The organism is Aneurinibacillus uraniidurans (assembly GCF_028471905.1).
Classification (GTDB): Bacteria; Bacillota; Bacilli; order Aneurinibacillales; family Aneurinibacillaceae; genus Aneurinibacillus; species Aneurinibacillus uraniidurans.
The window spans coordinates 1,556,330-1,577,787 of sequence record NZ_CP116902.1 but is presented as its reverse complement, the minus strand read 5'-3'; the positions used below and the strand labels follow the sequence as shown (position 1 = coordinate 1,577,787).

Genomic DNA, 21,458 nt, shown 5'->3' with positions numbered 1-21,458 from the left:
CCATCCCTTTTGTCGTAGGTTACATACTTTTCTCAGCTACTGGCTCCAGATGAGACGTGCAGGCCGAACAACGTACCGCCGCCACTGGAATATCAGACAAACAGTACGGGCATTCCTTTTTCTTCGGTGCCTGCACCGCTTCCTCCTGTTTGCGCAGCACTCCGATTCTACTATATACACGCACCACTATAAAAAGTGTCAGCGCAATAATAAAAAAGTGAAGCACGTTGTTCAAGAAAACCCCGTAATTAATCGTCGCAGCTCCCGCATTTTTGGCAGCGTTGAGCGAAGCATAGTTCGTACCGGACAGATTAATATAAAGAGCCGAAAAATCTACGCCACCCAGCACTTTTCCAATCGGTGGCATCAAAATATCTTCGACAAGCGAAGTCACAATTTTATTAAACGCAGTTCCGAGTGCGACCCCCACCGCGAGATCAATAATATTTCCTTTGCTAATAAACTTACGAAACTCCTCAACAAACTTCACCATAAACCTCCTGCTACGAAATTTGCGGGTCGTGGCGCGGAATGAGTACTTCACGCGGCTTACTGCCCTCGTACGGGCCCACAACACCACGCGCTTCCATCATATCAATCAAGCGAGCTGCCCGTGTATAACCGACGCGCAGGCGGCGCTGAATCAGTGACACCGATGCAGTCTGCGCCTCACGTACCAGCTCGACTGCGGATTCATACATATCATCCTCCGGTTCATCATAGGCCGCTTCCGCTTCTTCACCTGGCACCATCTCCGGACTATAATGCGCTTCCTGCTGTCCTTTCACGTATTCTACCACACGCTCTACTTCGCTATCGCTAATAAAAGCGCCTTGAATACGCACGGGCTTCGATGCACCCATCGGCAAAAACAGCATATCTCCCCGGCCGAGCAGCTTCTCAGCACCACCCATATCAAGAATCGTACGTGAATCCGCCATTGATGATACACCGAACGCAATACGTGACGGAATATTAGCTTTGATCACACCCGTAATGACATCAACAGACGGACGCTGTGTAGCGATAATGAGGTGGATGCCTGCGGCACGCGCCATCTGTGCAAGACGGCAGATCGCATCTTCCACATCCCCCGGTGCTACCATCATCAAATCTGCCAGCTCGTCCACGATGACCACAATAAGCGGCAGCGGTTGAATCCCTTCGCGGTGCGCCTGTTCATTATACCGCTCCAGATCACGTGTCCCCGCTTTCGCGAACAGTTCATAGCGGCGCTCCATTTCCTGCACCACTTTTTTGAGCGCCATCGAAGCTCGGCGCGGATCGGTTACAACGGGCGATAACAAATGCGGCACACCGTTATACACGTTCAATTCAACCATTTTTGGATCAATCATCATCAGCTTTACTTCTGATGGCTTAGCCTTAAACAAAATGCTCATAATAATGCCGTTAATGCACACAGATTTCCCGCTGCCCGTCGCTCCTGCAACAAGCAAATGCGGCATGCGAGCTAGATTTGCAATGATCGGCTGCCCGGAAATATCCCGACCGAGCGCAATGCCAAGCTTATCTTCTGATTTCTGATATTCAAGGCTTTCTAGCACTTCACGTAACGTCACAAGTGCCACTTCATCATTTGGCACCTCGATGCCAATCGCAGATTTGCCCGGAATAGGAGCTTCCATCCGGATGCCGCGCGCTGCGAGTGCCAGCGCAATGTCATCGGTCAAATTCACAATCTTACTAACCTTGACGCCAATCGCTGGCTGAATCTCGTAGCGCGTAACCGTTGGGCCCTGCTGCACGCGACTTACCTTTGCCTGCACGCCAAAGCTTTCTAATGTTGCGACCAGCTTCTGTGCGTTATGCTGCGCATCCTTCGCTGATGCATTCGGCTTCATACCTTTGCCTCGGTCAAGCAGATCAAGTTTCGGCATCATATACCGCTGATTCATCTGCTCCACTTCGTCAAACGCGAGCGACACATCGGACACAGGCGCCTGCTGCATCGGTGGTTCTTTCGTTTCTAGCTTTGTGCGTTCCCGAAGCATAACCTTCATCTGCGACCCTGCCATTTGCACCGTCGGCTCGCTAGGTGGTGTGTACAGCGCTTCCGGCTTCTCTTCCGTCTCTGGCATAAACGGCGGCACATGATTTTCTCCATATGCACGATCTGCAAAATGGTCGACGATAATCTCTTCCTGCGGTTCTATAAAGTCATCCATATCCGGCAGAACAGCCGGTTCGCTCACTTTCTTACGCTCTGTACGGGTACGCCCCTGTCTGCTCGGTTGTGCAGGTTCTTCTTCCTGTGCCCGACGCTTATCCATCCAGCGTGTGAATAGACCTGGCTTCGCTTCATCTGCTGAACCGTCATTCTCCTCTTCCTCTGCGAACTCCGCTTCGATAGCTGCTTGTGCCTCCTTCTCCTGCTGGCGTCGTTCTCGGCGCTCACTTAGCAATGCCAGCGCATCTTCTCCCGCTTCCTTCATCCGCACCCCACCTGCACCGAGCAGGCGACGCACCGCTGCAAGAATGCGTACATACGAAATGTTAAACGTCAGCATCAATCCAATAAGTACGAGAAACACCACAACAAGCGTTGTTCCGGCATTACCGACCCCGGATGAAAATAGTCCGTAGCCAAGCGCTCCAAGCATCCCGCCCCCGACATCCGTTGTCGACGGCTTACCTGCGCTAATCTGTGCATTTTCCTTGAGCAGCTGCTCCCACGTCACGCTAATCACCGACTGGTCTGCAAACCGTCCGCCTGCCGTCACCTGCTCAAACAGCAGCATATGATTCCAGATCAACACGGCAAAAAACAACAGAAAAATACCAATCCAGCGCTGGCTGAGAAAATTTGGCCATTTGCGCTGCACCATTACATATATGCCTGTCCCAATCCCAACAAGCGGAATGAGAAAATCCCATGATCCGGCAGCAATGCGGAACATCCAGGACACATATCGGCCAAACCAACTCGGATTCGAAAAGGTAAGCAGAACAAGAAGCGACACCGTAATGACACTTAGGCCGTACAATTCGTACCGCATCGTCTCTCCAAAGCTACGCTTCGCCTGCCCCTGACTCTTCTTCGCCGATCGTTTCCCTGCCATTGCTCCACCACCTTACTGTATATATTCATCACGGACAAAAAGGCAGCCGGTGCTCCAATGGGCACAGTTGCCTTTTTTACCGATTTATACGCACATGCGTACGCCTAGTATATCACAGCAGAACGCGACCGTCATGGCTACTTATTCCCTCTATTACGGCTGTACTGGCGCAGAGCCTCACCCTCCCGAATTTCTGCTTCCATATCTTTATAAAACTCACTCCGATTCGCATCCTTTATACGAAGTGATGCTAGTGTCTGCATATATGAAGTGGAGGCGCGTGGAAACTTGTCTGTCTTCCATGTGTGATCTGCTTTTATCTGGTTATCAGACAGATTGTAGTACATGTATTCTATAGATCCTTTCCTATCCGGCACCGGATCATCCCATGTACAATCGAGGTGATACCATTTTCCGTCTAATTTGACGAGATTCCACGCATGTGGTTCCGCCTCGCCTGTCCCACTTGACGCCTCACCACTAATGATCTGGTTCTCAACACCCGCCTGGGTCAAAAGCCTGTTCGCTAGCTGTGCATAGCCATTGCACACCGTTGTGCCTGATGCAAGAGCATCATACGCTGAATATCGGTTCAAGCTTTCATCATAGGACACCGTAGAAACGATATAATCGTGAATGGCCCGCACTTTTTCGTGTGCATTCATTCTCGGCTTGATAATTGAAGCTGTAATTTTCTTCACCTGCTCTGTTACATATGCTTCCTGCTGGGCTGTTGTCTGATATTCCATCGTAAAATAAAGCGTAACCTTATTATTAGACCCTACTTTCGCTCCTATCTGGCTGCTCTCCATCGAATGATATAAATATTGATCTTGATTATAAATCTCTTCAAGAGCCTGTTCGACAAGTCCTTTTATTTTATACACCCCCGGCCCTTGAAAAACGAGTTTGAAACTCGTGTCCCGATTGGTAAGATGCCCGTGGATTGCCGTTTTGAGCTGTTCGTACGCCTTTTGGTTTTTTGCTTCTACGGCCGCTGATGCAGTCGGTGCACTTCCAAATAACAGAACCAGGCTAAGAAACAGTACCGCTGCTTTTTTTATCCCCACTTTTTCCTCCCTATTTTCTCCCTCCGAGAAATGAAGTTCCCAAATTTTAGATTCTACAAGAAGATAGTAAACTCCTTTTCTTATTTTCTATCTGTTTGATGAATGCACAACAGTAAACCCAAGTGCATTTTTGAAATGATTCAATGCCCACGTATGACCGACCGGATCAAAGCTTGCTACAGCATCTTCATGAATGACAACCGTAAAACCGAGATTGTATGCATCCACAGCAGTGTGTAAAACACAGATGTCCGTACAAACTCCTCCTAGGTGAACTTCTGTGATGCTGCGTTTTCGGAGTTCGTCTGCTAATCCAGTATTACAAAATGCGCTGTATCGTGTTTTGTCCAGCCACATAATTGAACTACGATGTGTTTCGTATACTTCTCGTACTGCACCATATAACTCTCGTCCCGGCGCTCCTTTGATGTTATGCGGCGGGTATAGCCGATATTCAGGATGATGTACATCGTCTGCGAAATGAAGATCAATCGCCATAACAGTAAAATCCCCGGCTTGAACAAACTGTTTGGTCAGCTCGGCGAGCCGATCTCCAATAGCCTGCCCCGCCTCTCCACATGTCAGCGCCCCGTTATCTGCCACGAAGTCTACAGTATAGTCAATATTAATGAAAGCTTTCATATTTGAAATTCCTCCCTCTCATTTTTTTCGCTTTGTTATTAGTACGTTAGTAACGATGAGAAAATTTCATGTTTCATGGATAAAATTCGTTTTTGTATACTAGACAAAACATACAAACATCTAGTTTTATTCATTGACTAAAAACAAACATAATTATATTATATCTATAAAAGAACAAACAAAAATCATTAAAGTCTACATTTTTTTATATTATAGACACTTAATTTGATGATGTGGAATTAGGATTTGTTTGTGGCGATAACGTAGAAGGAAAAGAAATGGATATAAAGAAAGGTGTGGAATAATGAATAGCAATCAGCCTGCAAAATTAAGCCTTTTCCAAAACCGATTTGTCCGGACAATTTTGTTGTCCAACGTATTGCTACAAATCGGCATTTGGGTACGAAATTTTTCGATTTTACTGTTTGTAATGGAGCAGACAGGTAATAACCCTTACGCGGTCTCGCTCATTTCCGTAGCGGAATACGCCCCGATCTTTTTGTTTTCTTTCATTGGTGGTACTTTCGCAGACCGATGGCGCCCTAAGCGAACGATGGTTTGGTGCGACATGCTAAGCGCTGCTTCTGTGTTTGCTGTCTTCGTCACACTCTTGTTCGGATCATGGAAGACTATATTCTTCGCGACGCTCGTATCGGCGATATTATCTCAGTTTTCTCAACCTTCAAGCATGAAGCTGTTCAAGCAGCATGTGCCAACCGAGCAGGTTCAACAAGGAATGGCGCTACTCCAGACAAACATAGCGGTTTTCATGATAGTAGGTCCAGTACTCGGCTCACTCATTTTTCAGTCATTCGGCATTCAAACGTCAATTGTTGTGACAGGCATCACGTTCCTCTTATCCGCTGCCGTACTAACCCGACTGCCGAATGATCCTAGCAATGTTCAAGAGAAAGCTTCTACTGGATTTTGGCAGGATCTCGGTGACGGTATTCAATATGTGAAATCCAAATACGTATTGACCGCTTTAGCAGGAACTTTTGCTGCTATTGGACTCGCAAGTGGTGTTACGCAGCCGCTCGGCGTATTTTTGCTGACGGAGCGTCTCAACCTACCGAAGGAGAATCTGCAGTGGTTCATGATGGTACATGGCGCTGCAATGCTGATTGGTGGCGGTCTGATCGCTGTCTTGTCGAAGAAAATCGCACCGCAAAAGTTGCTGGCTATCGGCATGCTGGCAGACTCGATTGCGATGGCGACGATGGGATTCTCAACCTCAATTGCACTGACGGTTGTCGCACAGTTCATGGTCGGCTTTTTCTTCCCATGCTTTATGGTCGGTATCAGTACGCTGATTTTGCAAAATACAGAGCAGTCGTTCATCGGCCGCGTCAATGGGGTGCTAAACCCGTTTTTCTTAGGAATGATGGTCATTTCGATGAGCACAGCAGGATGGCTTAAAGACAAGTTTTCACTTCTTATCGTATTTGAAGGGGCGGCAGCTATGTTCATTATTGGTCTTCTATTTGTCGTTCCACTGTTTAAGCTAAAAAAACCTGGTGAACTGGAGCAAACGATGTAAAAAACGAGGTTTATTTCTCTATTCTGTAAGTCCATAAGAAACGATAAAAATCATGCGAGTATGTTGAGATATCGAAAATTCACTTCAAACGATTAAGTCATCGTAACATTTCAATCACACTTGGAACATACTCGCATGTTCCCCCAAAAATTTGCTATCAAAGGTTTTCTGCTCCCCTCCCAAACTACGGGCACAAATAAATCTTTTGCCTTTGTTATAAAGGAAAATATACTGTCACATTCTCTTTTCTCACCACACTTACACGCCCTCTATTTGACACTTTAACTAGGCAAAGATTATCCTGCATCTGCATTGAAATCACAAACAACAAATGGTAAAATCTCCTTAAACGGAGTTAGTCATTTGAATAACTTATGCGGTGGTGAACATATGGCAAAGCCAAATATTATTAGTAAGCAAGAGTTAATTACGTATGCAAAGAATTGCCTAGTTGTTAACGGAATTGAAAAATTCACTTTAAGAGCCGTTGCAGAGATGGCGGGAGTGACACAAGGGACTGTCTATTATCACTTTCGAACAAAAGAACAATTGTTATTAGAGATTGTAAAAGATACCTGCGATCGTACATGGAATGAATTGTCCCAGAGCAATGAGAATGTCATAAGACTGGCAGTGGAGTCAGCAAAAAGTCGTTGTTCTCACGATTCCTTTTTTCATAAACTGTTTTTACTGTTAGTTGTGTCAGGCTTTACTAATGAAAAAATAAAGGAACAACTTGGGGATATTATTATGAAAGAAAACAGAACTCTATCTGATAATTTATCAAAACTATGGCCTGCATCACCAGTAAAGGGAGTTTCATTAGAAACATGGGGAATACTTCTAAACGCAATTGTAGACGGACTAGCATTACAGGCCTTACTGTCAAAAGACTTCTCAGTAGAAAAAACGTATGCGGAACTTGAACAATTATTTATAGGGTTAAATAACCTAGCAAATCAAGGGGATAGCAAATGAAAAAATACTTATATACAGCATTATGGGGTGTTTTAGTATGGTTCTTTGCTACACTGTTTTTTGTGGTTTTTGGAGAATATGTCCTCTTTAGTCCTGGCACCAATGCATTCACAGTTAGTATCTCCTTGCTAATAGTTGGGACAGGTATTTTATTATTCGGTGTTACATACTTATATTTACTATTTGATAGATCAGAGAACGCGCCACTTAAATTTGGAGTAATCGGTACGTCTGTTGGGTTAACATTAGATACATTTTCTTTATCTAATCACCAATTTATTTTTCCAAAGCTGGACGATTCACAAGTTATCGCTTTTACTGCTTGGATGTCTTTTGCTTACGTTTTGTATTTAGTGATACCTATAATGATTAACAAAATAAAGAAAACAAAGTGCTGTTAAATTAGGTTAATACTTACGTGAAGTAAAACAAAGATGGAACCATACTACGTTCGATAATCATGTCTATGTAAATCAAGTCAGCTACCCTGTTTCGCCAGGGTAGCTGACTCATTTTTTTTGGATAAAGCAGAATAATGAATGGACAGAAGTCTCTATGCCTCGGAAACGTCAGCAGCATACCGAAAGCTCTTCCACTTATAATTTTGAATATATGTTTTTTCATTGCAATCCCCTTTCAAAATTAATAATATACATAATAGGTATAATATTTATAAAATGGTTAAATGAGGGGATTTTTTGAACTGCAAGGAGATGGTCACTTGAAGAAAATATACACGCTAGTGGCTCTGTTACTATTACTAGGCGGATGTATCTTGTGGTATGAAAAGAGCGAATCCGATTCCAACACATATATAAAAATAGCTTCATACGCAAATGATGAATCCAGACAAACATTCACCCAATGTCTTGAGAAAAACCATATTACATATAAAGTCGTTGGCGAAGACGTATATATTTTGAAAAAAGATATGCACAACGTAATTATCTTCTGTTCTTAGTACAAGACAGGCTATGATTGTGTACCTGGCTTGTTTAAGTCAATCACTCTACCTTTGCAGCCGAACACCACTAAGACACCAATGCAGGAGAGATACCATGGACCTACAACTAAAAAAATTAGTCGACCTTACAAAGGAAAAAATCGGTTTACACTCTTATGGTCTACATACAGCAAACATATATTCCCACAAAAATATTTTTAATGGTACGGATTATACGTTATCGATGGAATGGTTTCCAGAACATATCACGGAGCGAACAGAAGATGGGCTTAATCCAACAGGTACCGCTGTTGTAGATCTGGACCTGAGAAGCCGCCGTTTGAAAAGTATTATTTTTGTAGGTGGAAAAGCAGGAGCAACTACGTTAGCGTTCGATAAACATGACTCTCATGACATAATACATTGGATTGAGAAGGAAACAGGTTTAACGTATCATCATCAATTTCAAATTAAAAAAGAAGAAGAAACGAAAATGCTATTTCAGTCATGCCTTCACGGAATTCCTGTTTCACCACCGGGACATATAGAAATACAACTTGATGATACCGGGAAGTTGCTTTCGTTTTCTATTTTTGGAGATTTCCCCTCAAATGACCCCGTAGAAAAAGTCAATTACACGCTTACATTAGATTCTGATATAAAACAAGTCGCGTATGAACAATGGAAACTTTTTGAATTCCCTTCAAAAAAACAAGAAAAGTGGCTCCCCATCTATGCGATGGAGGAACTATACGTTTCCAATGACAAAAAAACAACCATTCCTTTTGAGGTCATGGTAGACAGACGATCGTACTTAAAAATAGAAAAAATGATGGAATGGGATACCCCGATTCATGAAAAATTTGAAGAACGACCATTGAATGTAACAAACGATTGCGTAACATCGGATCAAGCTTTCTCATTCATGCCTCACCCCGACACGCTTCCTTTAACAAAGCATGATCAGGAAATGGCGATCGCAGGAGTTTTAGCTTTTTTACGAAAAGAGTTTCCTAACGATACTGCTAATTGGATGTTAATCAGCTTACACCGTGATAAACGATATATCATTGCAGAGTTAAAACAAATCGAGAATATACGGGTACCTCAACGAAAATTGAAAGTTTTTATTGATTCTATGCATTATGAGGCTGTGAACTATTTTGATAACCAACTGTTTTTAAAAATGTTCGAACAGTATACTGCATCTGATGTTGTTACAACCAGCAAAGAAGATGCTTTTGAAAAAATACAATCAAAACTCGAACTAACCCCGGTATATGTATATGATTTTGAACAAAAACGATATATATTGTGCGGGAAACTTGATTGCCAATACGGCGTACTTGCGACTAGTGGAGATGTAATTGAATTAGATGAAGTATAGAAATGAAAAGGGGTGAACTCATAACCTTTTGAGTTAGCCCCTTTTTGCATTTTACTCAAACTGCGGTCTAAAATAAATCTTCTGTCCTGGTGCATAATTCGGATTCATATAATCGTACGGATTTGGGCTAATTAGCCGGACAATCCTTGCTTCATTCACGCCGCATGGTTGGACAAGCATCGTCACACCATTTAGCTGCACTTCCGTATGCTCATATGCTTCCTGATGGTCATTTTGAAAAATCAATTCCAGTGGCATCGCAGAATAGATGATCATTGAACCACCTGCTCCTGCTCCTTGATTGGACGATTCGCCTCAATGCGTTTGCGCAACTCTGCAATAGCCTGACCAAGTCCACCCACTTCATCAATTAGTCCGTACTCTACTGCTTTCGTACCGACTACATTTGTGCCAACATCACGGCTAAGTTCACCGACTTTCAGCATAAGCGAACGGAACTGCTCTTCCCCTATCTTCGAATGATTAACCACAAATTTCACAACGCGATCCTGCATTTTTTCCATATACTCAAAGCTTTCGGCCACTCCTATGACAAGTCCAGTCAAGCGCACAGGATGGATCGTCATCGTCGCGGTTTCGGCAATAAACGAGTAATCTGTCGATACAGCAATCGGTACACCAATACTATGACCACCGCCTAATACGAGCGATACGGTAGGCTTCGAGATCGAAGCCATCATCTCCGCAATCGCCAATCCTGCTTCCACATCACCGCCGACTGTATTTAAAATCAAAAGTACACCTTCCACCTGCGGATTTTGCTCGGCTGCGACAAGCTGTGGAATAAGGTGTTCGTATTTTGTCGTTTTGTTTTGGGGCGGCAGCTGCAGGTGACCTTCAATCTGACCAATGATCGGCAAACAGAAAATATTGTTCTCTGACATCGTTGGCACATTGGTCTGACCGAACTGCTGAATCATCTCAGTAACAGCCTTGCGTGGTTCTTGCACCGGAGCTTTCTCCGGGTCCTGCGGCATCGGCTGCGGTTCGAATTCATTCATTTGCTCTCGCATACTAGAAAGACCCTCCTCTATACGTTGGCTCTTTCTAGTATGAAACAGCTTCGGTAAATCATACATGCACATACAGCACAAAAAAAAGCCGGGAGCAATCATCCGGCTTTTAGTACGTATAGCTTCTAATGGCGAAGAAGTCCTTCGCGTACAAACTGTGTAATCTTATAGACAGATACATTCGTCGCATTGGCTACCTGCATCGCATTGGCCCGTGGATTTTGAAGCAGGTATGCGCGTACTTTGCGGTACATATCTACTTCAGCATCCGACTGCATCCCATACAACACAGCTGATCTCGTTCCGGAGCTAGGCTTTTCTAGCACGGCTGTCCGCTGCTTTTTCATGAACACTCGCCTCCTGCTTTCATTATCGTTAGTTTCATTATACCTGTTAAATTTTTGGTATAAAATAGAGCGATAGACACCATGCCTTGTTACTTTTTTCGCTATCTAAAAGAGGAGAATAGACTTGCATAACTCCTGAATGGTCCTAGTTCCAATCTTATCCTTGTCGGGAATTTCGTTGCGCAGTACAATGTAAAGTAGCAAACAAGGAGGAGGAGTCATGCAACAATTTGTTCATTCCGTGCTTATGTTTTTAAGCGATCTCGGCTATTTCGGCATTGCGATCGGATTAATGATTGAAATAATTCCGAGTGAAATTGTACTCGCTTATGGAGGGTTTCTTGTCTCCCAAGGTTCTATCACGTTCGTCGGTGCCATCATCGCGGGCACGATCGGGGGCACAATCGCCCAGTTATTTTTGTACTGGATCGGCTATTATGGCGGACGCCCGTTCCTTGAAAAATACGGGAAATATTTGTTTATTCACAGCAAGCAAATCGACCTCGCGGAATACTGGTTTAATCGATACGGTGTCGGCGTAATTTTTACCGCTCGTTTCATTCCCGTTGTGCGCCATGCAATTTCGATTCCCGCTGGTATTGCCCGTATGTCATTTACTAAGTTTACGTTGTATACAACGCTTGCGGTTATCCCGTGGTCCATTCTGTTCGTAACATTAGGCAGAGAGCTCGGTGCACAGTGGGAACATATCAATGAGAAAGCTGCCCCTTATGTACAGCCGCTAGTCTGGATTGCAATCATCGCTACCGTGTTATACATACTTAACATTCTTCGTAAAAAACGGAAAAATGCCTAATTACTTTCCTTACAAAGCAAGGCCCCTCTGTCCATTTTGGACAACAGGGGCCTTGTTTTGTATGACTGAGGCTGGATGCAGCTACAAACATTCTGTCCAGACAGGCAAGCGTCCGATTCGGTCCACTTCTCGCCCGTGTGAAGCCAGATAAGCATGGCGTTCTTCTGTTTCAATCGGGCGCCATCCCCAGCATACGGTTTGTTTGGGCGTTTTCTGTAACTGTTGCAGTTCCTCTAAAAACAGACATTGATTTGTATTTCCACATATCCACCAGCAATTCTCACACTTCCGCGGATCGTGCATCCCCGCTCCTCCTCAGTCTTCTGAATATTTCATAACTTATGTAAGTTTATTATAACGATGAATACACTTGTTAAAAAATGCAAATTTTGCATATTTATCATTATATTTTGTTAGTGCTGCATATGTTTTGTTTCGTTGTTGCACAATAGTTTCGGATGCAGTCTGCATCTACATTCTCTGTAAGGGGGCAATTTCGATGGCGAAACCAGATAACCGTCAGGACAACGTGCAAAAACTACAGGAAATGATTCAAAACACGATCGGAAACATCGAAGCCGCAGAAGAGACGATGAGCAATACGCATATGAGCGAAGAGCAGCGTCATAAAGTTGAAGAGAAAAACGAACGCCGCCGCAACAGCATCGAATCGATGCGTAGTGAGATTAAGGATGAAGCACGCAAATAACTTTTTTGTTTCCATGAGCCGGGTTTATCCCGGTTCACAATTTATACATATTTGAAAGCGAAACCAACACTTTCATGCCTATGGACTTTATGTGAAGGATGACGTACGATAGAACGCGTGCATAACAATGACTTTGCCTAAAGAAAGGTGTTTTATTACGTATGAAAACAATTCGTGACGTTCTGTGCTCTGGTGAACCTGTAGAACTGACGGATATTTTTGATGACCGATTTGAATGGAATATTGCGATGAACCTGGCTGATTTTCTCGACCAGCATGAAGTTCACTACAATGGAAAACAACTGACAAAAGAAGAAACTCGTGTGATTACGCAAAGCCTGAAGCTGATGGCGTAGTCTTCTTCATACAAAAACAGGAGCTGTCCCAAATGGTGGGATAGCTCCTGTTTTGTGCTATTCCAGCGCCGCATACAACACACTGCTCACAATAGACAGCACAATGGAGGCAAAAAAGGCTGTGAAAAAGCCGCTGACATGAAACCCACTGACTAGATGCCCGGCTAGAGTAAGCATCGCCGCATTAATAACGAGCGAAAAAATTCCAAAGGTCAAAATGGTGATTGGTAAAGCGAGCAGCTTCAAAATCGGACGTAGAATGGTATTGATAACCCCTAATACAAGAGCAGCCATAAATGCAGCACCAACTGTATCAAACCAGATTCCGTTAAATAACCAGGCAACGATCAATAAAGCGACAGCCGACAATACCCAGTGCCAGATCCATTTCATCTCGTCTCCCCCTCTCTTTTCCTCTTTGCTACTTATACGTAGACGACTAATTTTCGTTTCATACTTTTTCTATCCGCCTAGCTGCTCTCCACAACGCTTCAACACATTCAATCGGCCCTCTCACTTGCAAGGCTAATACGGCATGGTATAGTAAAAGAAATGTTATAAAAAGGACGTGATTACTTATGGTACACATACATACCGGATTATGGTCTCTGCTTCTCATTTTATTCGTTCTCAGCTTTATTATCCTGCGCTTAGGAAATGAACAAGGGTATAAAATTCTTCATATGCTCACCCGCCTCGTCATGTTGCTTGTCATCGTCAGCGGTTTTATGCTCGTTTCAGCCTACAATTTCATCCCGATTACGCTTGTAAAAGGCTCACTGGCACTTTTCTTGATCGGGTTAATGGAGATGATCCTGCTCGATGCGTATAAAGGCGAGCGCAGACCTATACTATGGGTGCTATTTATCATTGACCTGCTCGTGGTCATGTATATCGGGTATAAAATGATCGGATAACTACAAAGTTCCCTCTCGTCTCGCCGCATTCTCAAGCTCATTCAACGCCTGTTCAATCCGATCCGTATCCAGATTATCTCCAATAAACACAAGCACATCCTCACACGGACGGTCGCTGTTGTACGGAATGAGCATCGGTTCGCCATATGCGTACTGGAATAAAAACAGGCGCGACGTATCCGTCACATGAATAAAGCCTTTGGCTCGATACACCGTAGGCGGCAAGCTGCGCAGCCAGTTTTCAAACGCCATACGCGGCAGCGCCCCCGACAAAAACCGAGTATACGTACGCAGATGCAAATGGTGATGAACGTGCGTCTTCTCATGCGGCTGATCTGTCCGGTAGCGTGGTCGCGATCTAGTTATGATATCAGGATCAATCCGTGCATACGTTGTAAAAGTATGTATCGCTTCTGGCTGACATGATGTTATGGTCTCAGCTACCGTTACTCGTTCCGCTTCCGTAAGCCGATCCTGCTTCGTACCAATGATAATATCCACATATTTTGCCTGTGCTTCTAGCAACTGCTGCACAGGCTTTTTTAGTTCCTGGCGATTTTGCCACTGCTTCATATCAATCACGCCTACGATCGCACGCATCTCATACAGTGGCGCAAGCGATGGATGTGTGCAAGCTTCGAGCACTTCAAGCGGGTGTGCAGCTCCTGTCGCCTCGATATATACTGCGTCTAGCTCATACGTCTGAGCCATCTGATATAACTGCATCGTCAGCTCTCCCTGTATGCTGCAGCACACACAGCCATTGAGCAATTCTGCAAGCGGCATGCCGTCTGGTATGTATGCCGAATCAATGCTAATCTCGCCCACTTCGTTCATAATGACACCAACTCGCCGCTCTTGCTTGTGTTCTGCTTCCAACAAGCGAGCGAGCAGTGTACTTTTCCCGCTGCCGAGAAATCCCGTGAGTATATACAATTCAATTTGTCCTTGTGCCATATGTGTCGTTCCTTTCTTGCCGATGTAGTACAATTATACCTCTTTGGCGTGATCATTCACCATGTATCCTGTATAATGAGCCATATATGTTGCAGCGGAGGAATAACGATACGATGAAAACCATTCTACTATTTTTAATTCGCGCCTATCAACGAATTCTCTCTCCTCTCCTGCCTCCTTCCTGCCGCTTCTATCCGTCCTGCTCCCACTATGGATTAGAAGCCATTCAGCGATTCGGAGCGTTCAAAGGCGGCTGGCTCACAATAAAGCGAATTCTGAAGTGTCATCCCTTCCACCCCGGCGGCATCGACCCGGTTCCAAAGAAAAAAGAATCATAAGCTCATAAGGCGTATAACAGGACGTATGTCCTGTTTTTTTCTATTTATTTTTCTACCACCCCTTTCCAATCCGATATATAATGAAGGAGAACATATTTTAGAAAAACGGGGGTTTTTTAGCTATCATGAGAAAAAAATCTGCAGCCATCCTTCTTTCTGCATGCCTGGCTACCAGCTTGGCTGCTCCTGTGTCAGCTGCACGCTTTAGCGATACGAATATTCCATGGATGAAGTCATCAATCGATAGCATGGTTAGTATCGGGGCAGTCACAGGCTATCCAGATGGGAAATTCCGACCGGATCTTCGCATATCTCGTGCGGAATTCGTGACGATGGTAAATAAAACTTTTAAATTGACAGCGACTGATGGAAACGCAGACTTTACAGACGTTCCTTCTTCTCTCTGGTCTCACTCTCAGATTGCAATCGCTAAAAAAGCCGGGTATGTGTCCGGCTATCCAGATAACACGTTCCAGCCAAGTAAGCTTGTCACGCGCGCAGAAGCAGCCGCTATGTTAGGGAATTTACTTGGGATTACAGAAGAGAACTCAAGCAAGTCCTTTACAGACGCAGTGACTGTACCTGACTGGTCGCGTACAAGCGTAAATGGACTGACTGCTAAAGGAATTATGAACGGCTATGCAAATCGTACATTCGGTCCCACTAAATATATGACGCGAGCAGAGGCGGCTGTCATGCTGAACAAAGCACGCGCATTCAAGCCAGTTTCTTCCGGGCAGCAACCGACTCAAACTACGAAACCAGGTCAGACTACTAGTTCAGGTCAAACTACTAGTTCAGGTCAAACTACGAAATCAAATCAGACTACTAGTTCAAGTCAAAGTTCACAGTCGACCAAAACACAAACGACTTCCGGAACCGTGCGGGGCAAGGTGACGCTTGACGACAAATCTGCTACACCTTTTACCGTTAAGGTTATCAAATCCGGTGCCTTTGAACCGGAACAAGAAGTTTCAGGGGATCCTAGTGGTAATTATACGCTTAGCCCAGCTCCTGGCACTTATACAGTAGTTGCAATCAAAGACCGATACGTCGCGTATGAAACGAATGTAAAAGTTACAGCGAATACTACGAAAGAAGTCAATCTCCGTATGAAGCAAGGAGTCCAGCTTTCAGGAAAACTCCTCAGTCAGTATGCGTACCCGGTAAAAAACGCAAAAATTGCGTTCACAGCTAACAATATAACGTTTACCGGCAAAACCGATTCTGACGGAGATTATGCTATTACCGTTCTACCAAATCAAACGTATTCGCTTCGCCTACTTGACCCTAAAGATACGGCAAAGGGATTCAAACAAGTCAAATCCGGTATTAAAGTCGAAGGTACAAGCAAAGTGTTACCTAACATGGGAGCCGGACTACCGACAGCTAAAGCGCAAGTGAAAGATTCCAAGCTACTTGGTTATAAAGAAATTACCGTTACACTAAGCGGCACACAATCACCGCGTGACTTCCGTGTCAAAGTAGAAGGTAGCTACTTAATCTACTCACCTGATAAAAAGAAGTTTTTCGGGCTTGTTAAAACAACATTAAATGCTGACGACCTATATGTTTCAGTCGAAGAAAATAAGTAAGGAGGCTACAACGTGAAAAAACAAAAAAAAACCTTCTTAGCACTGCTGGGTGCCACTACACTGTTATGGTCAGGCAGTACCGGCATTACATCAGCCGAAATTGAAGGATACGTAGCAAAATCAAACAATACACTTTACTACTATTCAGTCGATGATTTAGTTAGGTCTGGAACAGACTACATCATTGATCCAAAGTCAACCGGCAGTAAACTATGGCAGCACTTCATCTCTGGTCAAGCCGTTGCTCTTTATGACTCAAAACGGGGCTATGTGGATTACAAAGATGTTCTAAGCGCCTATTCTTCTTCACGTAACCTAAAAGAATACACAGAAAACAATGCTCTACTATACAGTGCACTTCCTGAAACAATTAAGACAGCAACCCTTTCTTCTAATGGTCAGATTATAGAAGTAGATCGTCAAACCGGATCCACTTGGAATATCACGATCACCAATGTTACCGTACTAAATGAGACGACTGTACAAGTGGATTTATCTGATGTACTTTCTTCTGTTCCTGATGCAGCTCGTTTTAGTGTAAAGGTAGATGGCTCTTTGACAACAATTTCAAAAGTGACTCAAGTGGGAAGCGATAAGAAAAAATATAACCTAACCATCTCTTCACTTGCCGGGAAAGAGGGTTCACTTAGTGTAAATAGTAGAGCCGCATCTATCCCAGGTTCTGATTTTGGTTATGACTTTAAAGGCCCTTCTGTAATAAGTGCCGTAGGGATCGACCAAAAGCGTATGCTTGTCACTTTCAGTGAAAAAGTAACAAAAGCATCTGCTGAAACCAAGACCAATTATGAACTCAGTAAAGCAGATGGCTCACCGCTTTCAGGTGCTACCTCTGTGACACCGGTTTCTGCTATACTCCAACCTGATGGGAAAACAGTTATTCTCACTACAGCAGGTATAATGACAAATAAAAGTAATGATAGCAAAGTCACCGTTCTTGCTTCTGGTTCAAGTACGACCGCTATTCAAGATGTACTGGGCAACCGAATGCCTACAACAGAAACACGCACATTTACTGGTGCAGGGTTAGACACTGATACGACAACAGGTGACAGCATTGTATATACCCCTTAGATTTAAATCTGAAAAGAGTTACTAAACAGAGAACCCCCCGACTACCTTAGTGGTCGGGGGGTTCTCTGTTATGATAATCATTCTACGGGCGAATCTGAATACGACGAATCAGAAACGAAGCAAGTGCAAGAATGAGCACCGTAAGAATCACATAGAACACAATAAATGTTGTATACGGATGAAACATCATCTCTTGCACTGTCACATCGTTAATCATCCACTTATCGTTAAGAAATACATATACCACTGCATTCACCGGATTGATCGCTACCAAAAAATTCAGCCAGTCAAACAATGGGTGTGTTATGATACTCGCCATATGACCTGTTGTCTGGGCAGCTGCTCGCAAATCATCATCTATCGACTTCACCATGATCCATGTAACAATCGATAGCAATGTCGTATAAGCAAACACCACCGAATACGTCGCAACCGCTGCTGCTCCGGTTCGCTTAATAAGCGTCGACATAAGCACTCCCATTGCGCCAATTGAAATCATTGTAACGAAATACACGCCGAATGTCTGCATCATTTGCAGTGGAGACACACTGCCAAACAACAATACAAGACTGTACAACGGCATCGAGGCAAGTACGAGCAAAATCATAAAGCTAAGTGATGACATCCACTTGCCGACAATAATCTGCCAAGCCGACAAATTCGTCGTCAAAAGAAGTGATAACGTCTGCCGTTCACGCTCCCCACTAATGACACCGGCAGTCAAGCCTGGTGTAGCAAAAATAATCAGACCATACTGCAAGGCCGACAACAATATAAAAAATCCTTGTGCACTGGATGCCTGATAACCTGGACGATCTTTTATTGCAAAATACATAACGGTAAACACGACAATCGCAAGCGCAGCTAAATAAAAGCTAATAATCCCCGGTGTCTTTTTGGAGCGCATCCGTACCCGGAATTCCTTGCTAAGCACCGGATTGACAAGCAGTTGACGCATGTTCATGATCCCACTCCTTTCGTAATCTCCAGGAAGATGTCTTCAAGGTTGCCTTCCGTCTCACCAAATGCGACGATCGGATACCCTTCAGCAAGCAGACTAGCAAGCAATCCCGCCTGTTCAACGTCCGTTCCGGTAAATCCGGCGATAACATGATCGTCTTCTGCCACTACATTCGAAACAGAAGATACAGTACGAAGCCGAGTAAGCAGCTCTGCCTGGCGATCAAGCAGACGAATTTTCAGCAGGCGATGACCGCGCATGTGGCGATCAATATCCGCAACCGTACCAGCCGCTACAAGCTGACCTGCTTCAATAATGCCGATCGTATCACACATCTCTGCTAATTCCGGGAGAATATGAGAACTAATTAAAATGGTTTTGCCTGTATCACGCAGAGCCTTGACGATCTCGCGCATCTCAATACGCGCCCGTGGATCAAGTCCAGATGCTGGTTCGTCGAGAATAAGCACCTCCGGATTGTGGACAAGGCTACGAGCTAAGCCAAGGCGCTGCTTCATGCCGCGTGAGAGCATATCTACATAGTCATTCGTTTTGTGCGTCAAATTGACAAGTTCAAGCATCTGGGGAATGACGCGCTCGCGCTCAGTAACAGATAACCCGTGACTTGCTGCGTAAAAATCAAGATATTCATAAGCAGTCAAATTATCATACACGCCAAAAAAATCCGGCATATAGCCAATCAGGCGGCGCACATCTTTTGGATGTTTTACGCAGTCATAACCGCCAACCCGAGCAGTACCGCTTGTCGGAGCTGTCAGCGTAGCAAGGATTGACATCGCCGTCGTTTTGCCCGCGCCATTCGGGCCAACAAAGCCATAAATTTGCCCTTTCTCAATGGTCATCGTGATGCCCTTAAGCGCCATCGTACGACCAAACTGCTTGGTTACGTCTATCATCTCAATCATCTACTTCGTACCTCCTTTCACATCTGCTTGCTTCACAGTAGTAAGTTTTGCGTTTACTAACGTAAGGTTCGTTGACTCATGAGATGCTGACATACTCGGTTTCAAGACAGGTTCTTCGACCCAACCAAGCACATATACATCAGGTGCTACATCCGGATTGAAAGATGGGTTATATGCCATCTCAAGCAGTCGTATTTCCGGTGAACGTGTCACATCCTGCTCTGCTGTTCGCACATGTACTGGCAACATGCGCTTTCCTGCATCGGTCTGCAAGAATGGTCGATCCCCTACCGCTGGCTCAGCCACAAGCTTCACTTGTACTGTTTCACCTGGCGCAAGCTTCGTCACTTCCTGTATGCCCTTGCCGCTCGCGATGCGCACATCTTTTAGCGTATATTTCGTGTTGTTGCGCACCGTTCCGATAATTTGATTACCACGTGCTTCTAACTGCCCGGTTATCGTTCCTGCAGCCTGCTCCCGCTGCCGTGCATATACCGTATGCATCGACCAGAAATCAGCCTTCCGGAACCAAACATCTTTTCGCTCTGGCTGTACACCAATGATCACATTGCTTTCTTCAGGTTTACGCGGTGTATTGTTTCGTTCTCCAACAGCAAATACATCTGCCTGCACCGGATACGAAAGTGTATAATCCCCGCCATGCGGCACAAAAAATGTCGTAGCTTGCTCGACACTCGCATCCCCGTTTCCCAGCAAATTCACAAGTGATGCACTCTGCATTTTTACCTGATCTCCGTGCTGCCATCTTCCATACATGTACACCGCACCGGTAACACTAAGTGCCAACACCGGAATGAGCAGCCAATTCCACTCGCGAGCGTTCCGTTTTTTCATCACATAAAAGACGAGCGGCCCGATCAGTACGATATACCCGGTAAACAAAAGTGCTGCAAGCGGAACATCAGGAAGTGTAAGCGAACGAAGCGTTGATGACGCTTCACTTAATCCATAGAAGTTACCAACCGGATCACCCCAGCCAAAAGCCGGCTGGTTGGCCCGCTTCACAACCGCTGCCCAGGCAGCAGATTCACTCCCCGGCTCTACGATCAAATACTGACCGCCTGCTTTTGTCCAGAGATCAATTTCTTTCCGAAAGGATACAGGAAGCCGAGCCGCCGTCTCTTTCGTCACCATCAACACATCAATTCCGCTGTCCAAAATCTGATCGGTCGGCATCATCTCAAGCGATACAGCTGCCGTAGACAACTCCATCGGCACCGTATTATCCTCTTTTGGCTGTAGCGGTTTCGCTTTGAGGATGGCTTTCGTATCGGTATCGTTTCCGAGTACAACAACAATACGATCATGCTCCCCCCTTCCTGATATCCCGTGTCCTTCAAGCGGATACTTCACGCCGGGTACATCCCCCTGCACCCATTGGACATATGAGTCACGTCCTGGGTTAACTCCCTGACCAATCTCTTGACCGTACATACGGAACGTAAGCCGCTTACTCTCGCCTTTTTGCAGTTGCACATGCTGAATATATGTACCACCAAGCTGATTCGAATTCTGCATATGCAGCATGACGTCGCCCTCTGCTGCCTGATCCGTTATATTTTTTACGGTTACAGTAATCGGTACGATACTGGAACCGTTAAACGTACCATCAAACCCAACGCTTACTTTTAGTTCAACCGGTTCGGAAGCTGCCTGTACCGGAACATACCAACTGCTCCATACGAACAGCAGCATAAGCACACCGACCCAGGCAAGCTGCCTGCTCCGTTTTCGTCCTCTCATTT

24 protein-coding genes are annotated in these 21,458 nt (G+C 44.7%); 11 read left to right on the top strand and 13 right to left on the bottom strand.

Going from position 1 to position 21,458, the window contains the following annotated elements; genetic code table 11:
- Positions 1 to 19: 19 nt before the first annotated feature.
- From mscL to PO771_RS07900, 4 genes are all read right to left on the bottom strand, one after another.
- On the bottom strand, positions 20 to 493 hold the full coding sequence (mscL, locus tag PO771_RS07915) for a large conductance mechanosensitive channel protein MscL (protein ID WP_272562722.1): 474 nt from the start codon (positions 491 to 493) through the stop codon (positions 20 to 22).
- A gap of 10 nt (positions 494 to 503) precedes the next feature.
- Positions 504 to 3,083, bottom strand: coding sequence for an FtsK/SpoIIIE family DNA translocase (locus PO771_RS07910; RefSeq protein ID WP_272562721.1), 2,580 nt, complete (start codon positions 3,081 to 3,083; stop codon positions 504 to 506).
- Between the two features lie 137 nt (positions 3,084 to 3,220).
- A complete protein-coding gene (locus PO771_RS07905) occupies positions 3,221 to 4,153 on the bottom strand; it encodes a transglutaminase domain-containing protein (protein ID WP_272562720.1) in 933 nt (310 codons plus the stop codon).
- Positions 4,154 to 4,240: 87 nt separating this feature from the next.
- On the bottom strand, positions 4,241 to 4,795 hold the full coding sequence (locus PO771_RS07900; RefSeq protein WP_272562719.1) for a cysteine hydrolase family protein: 555 nt from the start codon (positions 4,793 to 4,795) through the stop codon (positions 4,241 to 4,243).
- A 304-nt stretch (positions 4,796 to 5,099) separates the two neighbouring features.
- Here PO771_RS07900 and PO771_RS07895 point away from each other — a divergent pair, with 304 nt between their 5' ends.
- The 4 genes from PO771_RS07895 (at position 5,100) to PO771_RS07880 (ending at position 9,643) form a co-directional block, all read left to right on the top strand.
- Positions 5,100 to 6,335, top strand: a complete 1,236-nt coding sequence (locus PO771_RS07895) for an MFS transporter (RefSeq protein WP_272562718.1) — start codon at positions 5,100 to 5,102, stop codon at positions 6,333 to 6,335.
- Positions 6,336 to 6,725: 390 nt separating this feature from the next.
- Entirely contained in the window at positions 6,726 to 7,313 is a 588-nt protein-coding gene (locus PO771_RS07890; RefSeq protein WP_272562717.1) for a TetR/AcrR family transcriptional regulator, read from the top strand.
- Positions 7,310 to 7,714 (top strand): DUF5367 family protein, encoded by a 405-nt coding sequence (locus PO771_RS07885; protein ID WP_272562716.1) that lies wholly within the window; start codon positions 7,310 to 7,312, stop codon positions 7,712 to 7,714. Before PO771_RS07890 ends, PO771_RS07885 begins: the two co-directional genes overlap by 4 nt.
- 657 nt (positions 7,715 to 8,371) lie before the next feature.
- On the top strand, positions 8,372 to 9,643 hold the full coding sequence (locus tag PO771_RS07880; protein WP_272562715.1) for a hypothetical protein: 1,272 nt from the start codon (positions 8,372 to 8,374) through the stop codon (positions 9,641 to 9,643).
- 51 nt (positions 9,644 to 9,694) lie between these two features.
- On the opposite strand, the gene PO771_RS07875 is transcribed toward PO771_RS07880, so the two are convergent.
- The 3 genes from PO771_RS07875 to PO771_RS07865 all read right to left on the bottom strand — a co-directional run bounded on the left by PO771_RS07875 (position 9,695) and on the right by PO771_RS07865 (position 11,024).
- Positions 9,695 to 9,919: a YlzJ-like family protein gene (locus tag PO771_RS07875; protein ID WP_272562713.1), complete on the bottom strand. Its 225-nt coding sequence runs from the start codon at positions 9,917 to 9,919 to the stop codon at positions 9,695 to 9,697.
- Positions 9,916 to 10,677 carry a ClpP family protease gene (locus tag PO771_RS07870; protein ID WP_272562712.1) on the bottom strand — a complete coding sequence of 254 codons (762 nt, stop codon included), beginning with the start codon at positions 10,675 to 10,677 and terminating at the stop codon, positions 9,916 to 9,918. Before PO771_RS07870 ends, PO771_RS07875 begins: the two co-directional genes overlap by 4 nt.
- Before the next feature lie 125 nt (positions 10,678 to 10,802).
- On the bottom strand, positions 10,803 to 11,024 hold the full coding sequence (locus tag PO771_RS07865) for a hypothetical protein (RefSeq protein WP_272562711.1): 222 nt from the start codon (positions 11,022 to 11,024) through the stop codon (positions 10,803 to 10,805).
- Positions 11,025 to 11,244: 220 nt separating this feature from the next.
- Here PO771_RS07865 and uptA point away from each other — a divergent pair, with 220 nt between their 5' ends.
- Positions 11,245 to 11,841: an undecaprenyl phosphate transporter UptA gene (gene uptA / locus PO771_RS07860; protein WP_272562710.1), complete on the top strand. Its 597-nt coding sequence runs from the start codon at positions 11,245 to 11,247 to the stop codon at positions 11,839 to 11,841.
- Positions 11,842 to 11,922: 81 nt separating this feature from the next.
- Here the strand turns inward: uptA and PO771_RS07855 are convergent, their stop codons facing one another.
- On the bottom strand, positions 11,923 to 12,144 hold the full coding sequence (locus tag PO771_RS07855; RefSeq protein WP_272562709.1) for a hypothetical protein: 222 nt from the start codon (positions 12,142 to 12,144) through the stop codon (positions 11,923 to 11,925).
- A 196-nt stretch (positions 12,145 to 12,340) separates the two neighbouring features.
- Here PO771_RS07855 and tlp point away from each other — a divergent pair, with 196 nt between their 5' ends.
- Both tlp and PO771_RS07845 read left to right on the top strand, forming a co-directional pair.
- On the top strand, positions 12,341 to 12,550 hold the full coding sequence (gene tlp / locus PO771_RS07850) for a small acid-soluble spore protein Tlp (protein ID WP_272562708.1): 210 nt from the start codon (positions 12,341 to 12,343) through the stop codon (positions 12,548 to 12,550).
- Positions 12,551 to 12,711: 161 nt separating this feature from the next.
- Positions 12,712 to 12,906, top strand: a complete 195-nt coding sequence (locus PO771_RS07845) for a hypothetical protein (protein ID WP_272562707.1) — start codon at positions 12,712 to 12,714, stop codon at positions 12,904 to 12,906.
- 57 nt (positions 12,907 to 12,963) lie between these two features.
- Here PO771_RS07845 and PO771_RS07840 read toward each other — a convergent pair whose 3' ends face one another.
- The gene (locus tag PO771_RS07840) at positions 12,964 to 13,299 is read right to left on the bottom strand and encodes a phage holin family protein (RefSeq protein ID WP_272562706.1); all 336 of its coding nucleotides are present in this window, start codon (positions 13,297 to 13,299) and stop codon (positions 12,964 to 12,966) included.
- A 185-nt stretch (positions 13,300 to 13,484) separates the two neighbouring features.
- Here PO771_RS07840 and PO771_RS07835 point away from each other — a divergent pair, with 185 nt between their 5' ends.
- Complete coding sequence (locus PO771_RS07835) at positions 13,485 to 13,823, top strand: DUF1516 family protein (protein WP_272562705.1); 339 nt, start codon at positions 13,485 to 13,487, stop codon at positions 13,821 to 13,823.
- On the opposite strand, the gene PO771_RS07830 is transcribed toward PO771_RS07835, so the two are convergent.
- Positions 13,824 to 14,780, bottom strand: coding sequence for a CobW family GTP-binding protein (locus tag PO771_RS07830; protein ID WP_272562704.1), 957 nt, complete (start codon positions 14,778 to 14,780; stop codon positions 13,824 to 13,826).
- A 113-nt stretch (positions 14,781 to 14,893) separates the two neighbouring features.
- On the opposite strand from PO771_RS07830, the gene yidD reads away from it, so the two are divergent.
- The 3 genes from yidD (at position 14,894) to PO771_RS07815 (ending at position 17,805) form a co-directional block, all read left to right on the top strand.
- Positions 14,894 to 15,118 carry a membrane protein insertion efficiency factor YidD gene (gene yidD, locus PO771_RS07825; protein WP_272562703.1) on the top strand — a complete coding sequence of 75 codons (225 nt, stop codon included), beginning with the start codon at positions 14,894 to 14,896 and terminating at the stop codon, positions 15,116 to 15,118.
- 125 nt (positions 15,119 to 15,243) lie between these two features.
- On the top strand, positions 15,244 to 16,713 hold the full coding sequence (locus PO771_RS07820) for an S-layer homology domain-containing protein (protein WP_272562702.1): 1,470 nt from the start codon (positions 15,244 to 15,246) through the stop codon (positions 16,711 to 16,713).
- Between the two features lie 12 nt (positions 16,714 to 16,725).
- Positions 16,726 to 17,805: a hypothetical protein gene (locus PO771_RS07815; protein ID WP_272562701.1), complete on the top strand. Its 1,080-nt coding sequence runs from the start codon at positions 16,726 to 16,728 to the stop codon at positions 17,803 to 17,805.
- Between the two features lie 82 nt (positions 17,806 to 17,887).
- Here PO771_RS07815 and PO771_RS07810 read toward each other — a convergent pair whose 3' ends face one another.
- The 3 genes from PO771_RS07810 to PO771_RS07800 are packed head-to-tail and all read right to left on the bottom strand — an operon-like array spanning position 17,888 to position 21,456.
- Entirely contained in the window at positions 17,888 to 18,769 is an 882-nt protein-coding gene (locus PO771_RS07810; protein WP_272562700.1) for an ABC transporter permease, read from the bottom strand.
- Positions 18,766 to 19,692 (bottom strand): ABC transporter ATP-binding protein, encoded by a 927-nt coding sequence (locus PO771_RS07805; protein ID WP_272562699.1) that lies wholly within the window; start codon positions 19,690 to 19,692, stop codon positions 18,766 to 18,768. The genes PO771_RS07810 and PO771_RS07805 overlap by 4 nt, the downstream gene beginning before the upstream one ends.
- Positions 19,693 to 21,456, bottom strand: a complete 1,764-nt coding sequence (locus PO771_RS07800; RefSeq protein WP_272562698.1) for a DUF8725 domain-containing protein — start codon at positions 21,454 to 21,456, stop codon at positions 19,693 to 19,695. It lies immediately after the preceding gene.
- Positions 21,457 to 21,458: the final 2 nt, after the last annotated feature.

What these genes read in the sequence shown, in the direction of transcription:
- mscL (WP_272562722.1), bottom strand. Translation starts at nt 493, where the DNA reads ATGGTGAAGTTTGTTGAGGAGTTTCGTAAGTTTATTAGCAAAGGAAAT.
- PO771_RS07910 (WP_272562721.1), bottom strand. Translation starts at nt 3,083, where the DNA reads ATGGCAGGGAAACGATCGGCGAAGAAGAGTCAGGGGCAGGCGAAGCGT.
- PO771_RS07900 (WP_272562719.1), bottom strand. Translation starts at nt 4,795, where the DNA reads ATGAAAGCTTTCATTAATATTGACTATACTGTAGACTTCGTGGCAGAT.
- PO771_RS07895 (WP_272562718.1), top strand. Translation starts at nt 5,100, where the DNA reads ATGAATAGCAATCAGCCTGCAAAATTAAGCCTTTTCCAAAACCGATTT.
- PO771_RS07890 (WP_272562717.1), top strand. Translation starts at nt 6,726, where the DNA reads ATGGCAAAGCCAAATATTATTAGTAAGCAAGAGTTAATTACGTATGCA.
- PO771_RS07885 (WP_272562716.1), top strand. Translation starts at nt 7,310, where the DNA reads ATGAAAAAATACTTATATACAGCATTATGGGGTGTTTTAGTATGGTTC.
- PO771_RS07880 (WP_272562715.1), top strand. Translation starts at nt 8,372, where the DNA reads ATGGACCTACAACTAAAAAAATTAGTCGACCTTACAAAGGAAAAAATC.
- PO771_RS07875 (WP_272562713.1), bottom strand. Translation starts at nt 9,919, where the DNA reads ATGATCATCTATTCTGCGATGCCACTGGAATTGATTTTTCAAAATGAC.
- PO771_RS07870 (WP_272562712.1), bottom strand. Translation starts at nt 10,677, where the DNA reads ATGCGAGAGCAAATGAATGAATTCGAACCGCAGCCGATGCCGCAGGAC.
- PO771_RS07865 (WP_272562711.1), bottom strand. Translation starts at nt 11,024, where the DNA reads ATGAAAAAGCAGCGGACAGCCGTGCTAGAAAAGCCTAGCTCCGGAACG.
- uptA (WP_272562710.1), top strand. Translation starts at nt 11,245, where the DNA reads ATGCAACAATTTGTTCATTCCGTGCTTATGTTTTTAAGCGATCTCGGC.
- PO771_RS07855 (WP_272562709.1), bottom strand. Translation starts at nt 12,144, where the DNA reads ATGCACGATCCGCGGAAGTGTGAGAATTGCTGGTGGATATGTGGAAAT.
- tlp (WP_272562708.1), top strand. Translation starts at nt 12,341, where the DNA reads ATGGCGAAACCAGATAACCGTCAGGACAACGTGCAAAAACTACAGGAA.
- PO771_RS07845 (WP_272562707.1), top strand. Translation starts at nt 12,712, where the DNA reads ATGAAAACAATTCGTGACGTTCTGTGCTCTGGTGAACCTGTAGAACTG.
- PO771_RS07840 (WP_272562706.1), bottom strand. Translation starts at nt 13,299, where the DNA reads ATGAAATGGATCTGGCACTGGGTATTGTCGGCTGTCGCTTTATTGATC.
- PO771_RS07835 (WP_272562705.1), top strand. Translation starts at nt 13,485, where the DNA reads ATGGTACACATACATACCGGATTATGGTCTCTGCTTCTCATTTTATTC.
- PO771_RS07830 (WP_272562704.1), bottom strand. Translation starts at nt 14,780, where the DNA reads ATGGCACAAGGACAAATTGAATTGTATATACTCACGGGATTTCTCGGC.
- yidD (WP_272562703.1), top strand. Translation starts at nt 14,894, where the DNA reads ATGAAAACCATTCTACTATTTTTAATTCGCGCCTATCAACGAATTCTC.
- PO771_RS07820 (WP_272562702.1), top strand. Translation starts at nt 15,244, where the DNA reads ATGAGAAAAAAATCTGCAGCCATCCTTCTTTCTGCATGCCTGGCTACC.
- PO771_RS07810 (WP_272562700.1), bottom strand. Translation starts at nt 18,769, where the DNA reads ATGAACATGCGTCAACTGCTTGTCAATCCGGTGCTTAGCAAGGAATTC.
- PO771_RS07805 (WP_272562699.1), bottom strand. Translation starts at nt 19,692, where the DNA reads ATGATTGAGATGATAGACGTAACCAAGCAGTTTGGTCGTACGATGGCG.
- PO771_RS07800 (WP_272562698.1), bottom strand. Translation starts at nt 21,456, where the DNA reads ATGAGAGGACGAAAACGGAGCAGGCAGCTTGCCTGGGTCGGTGTGCTT.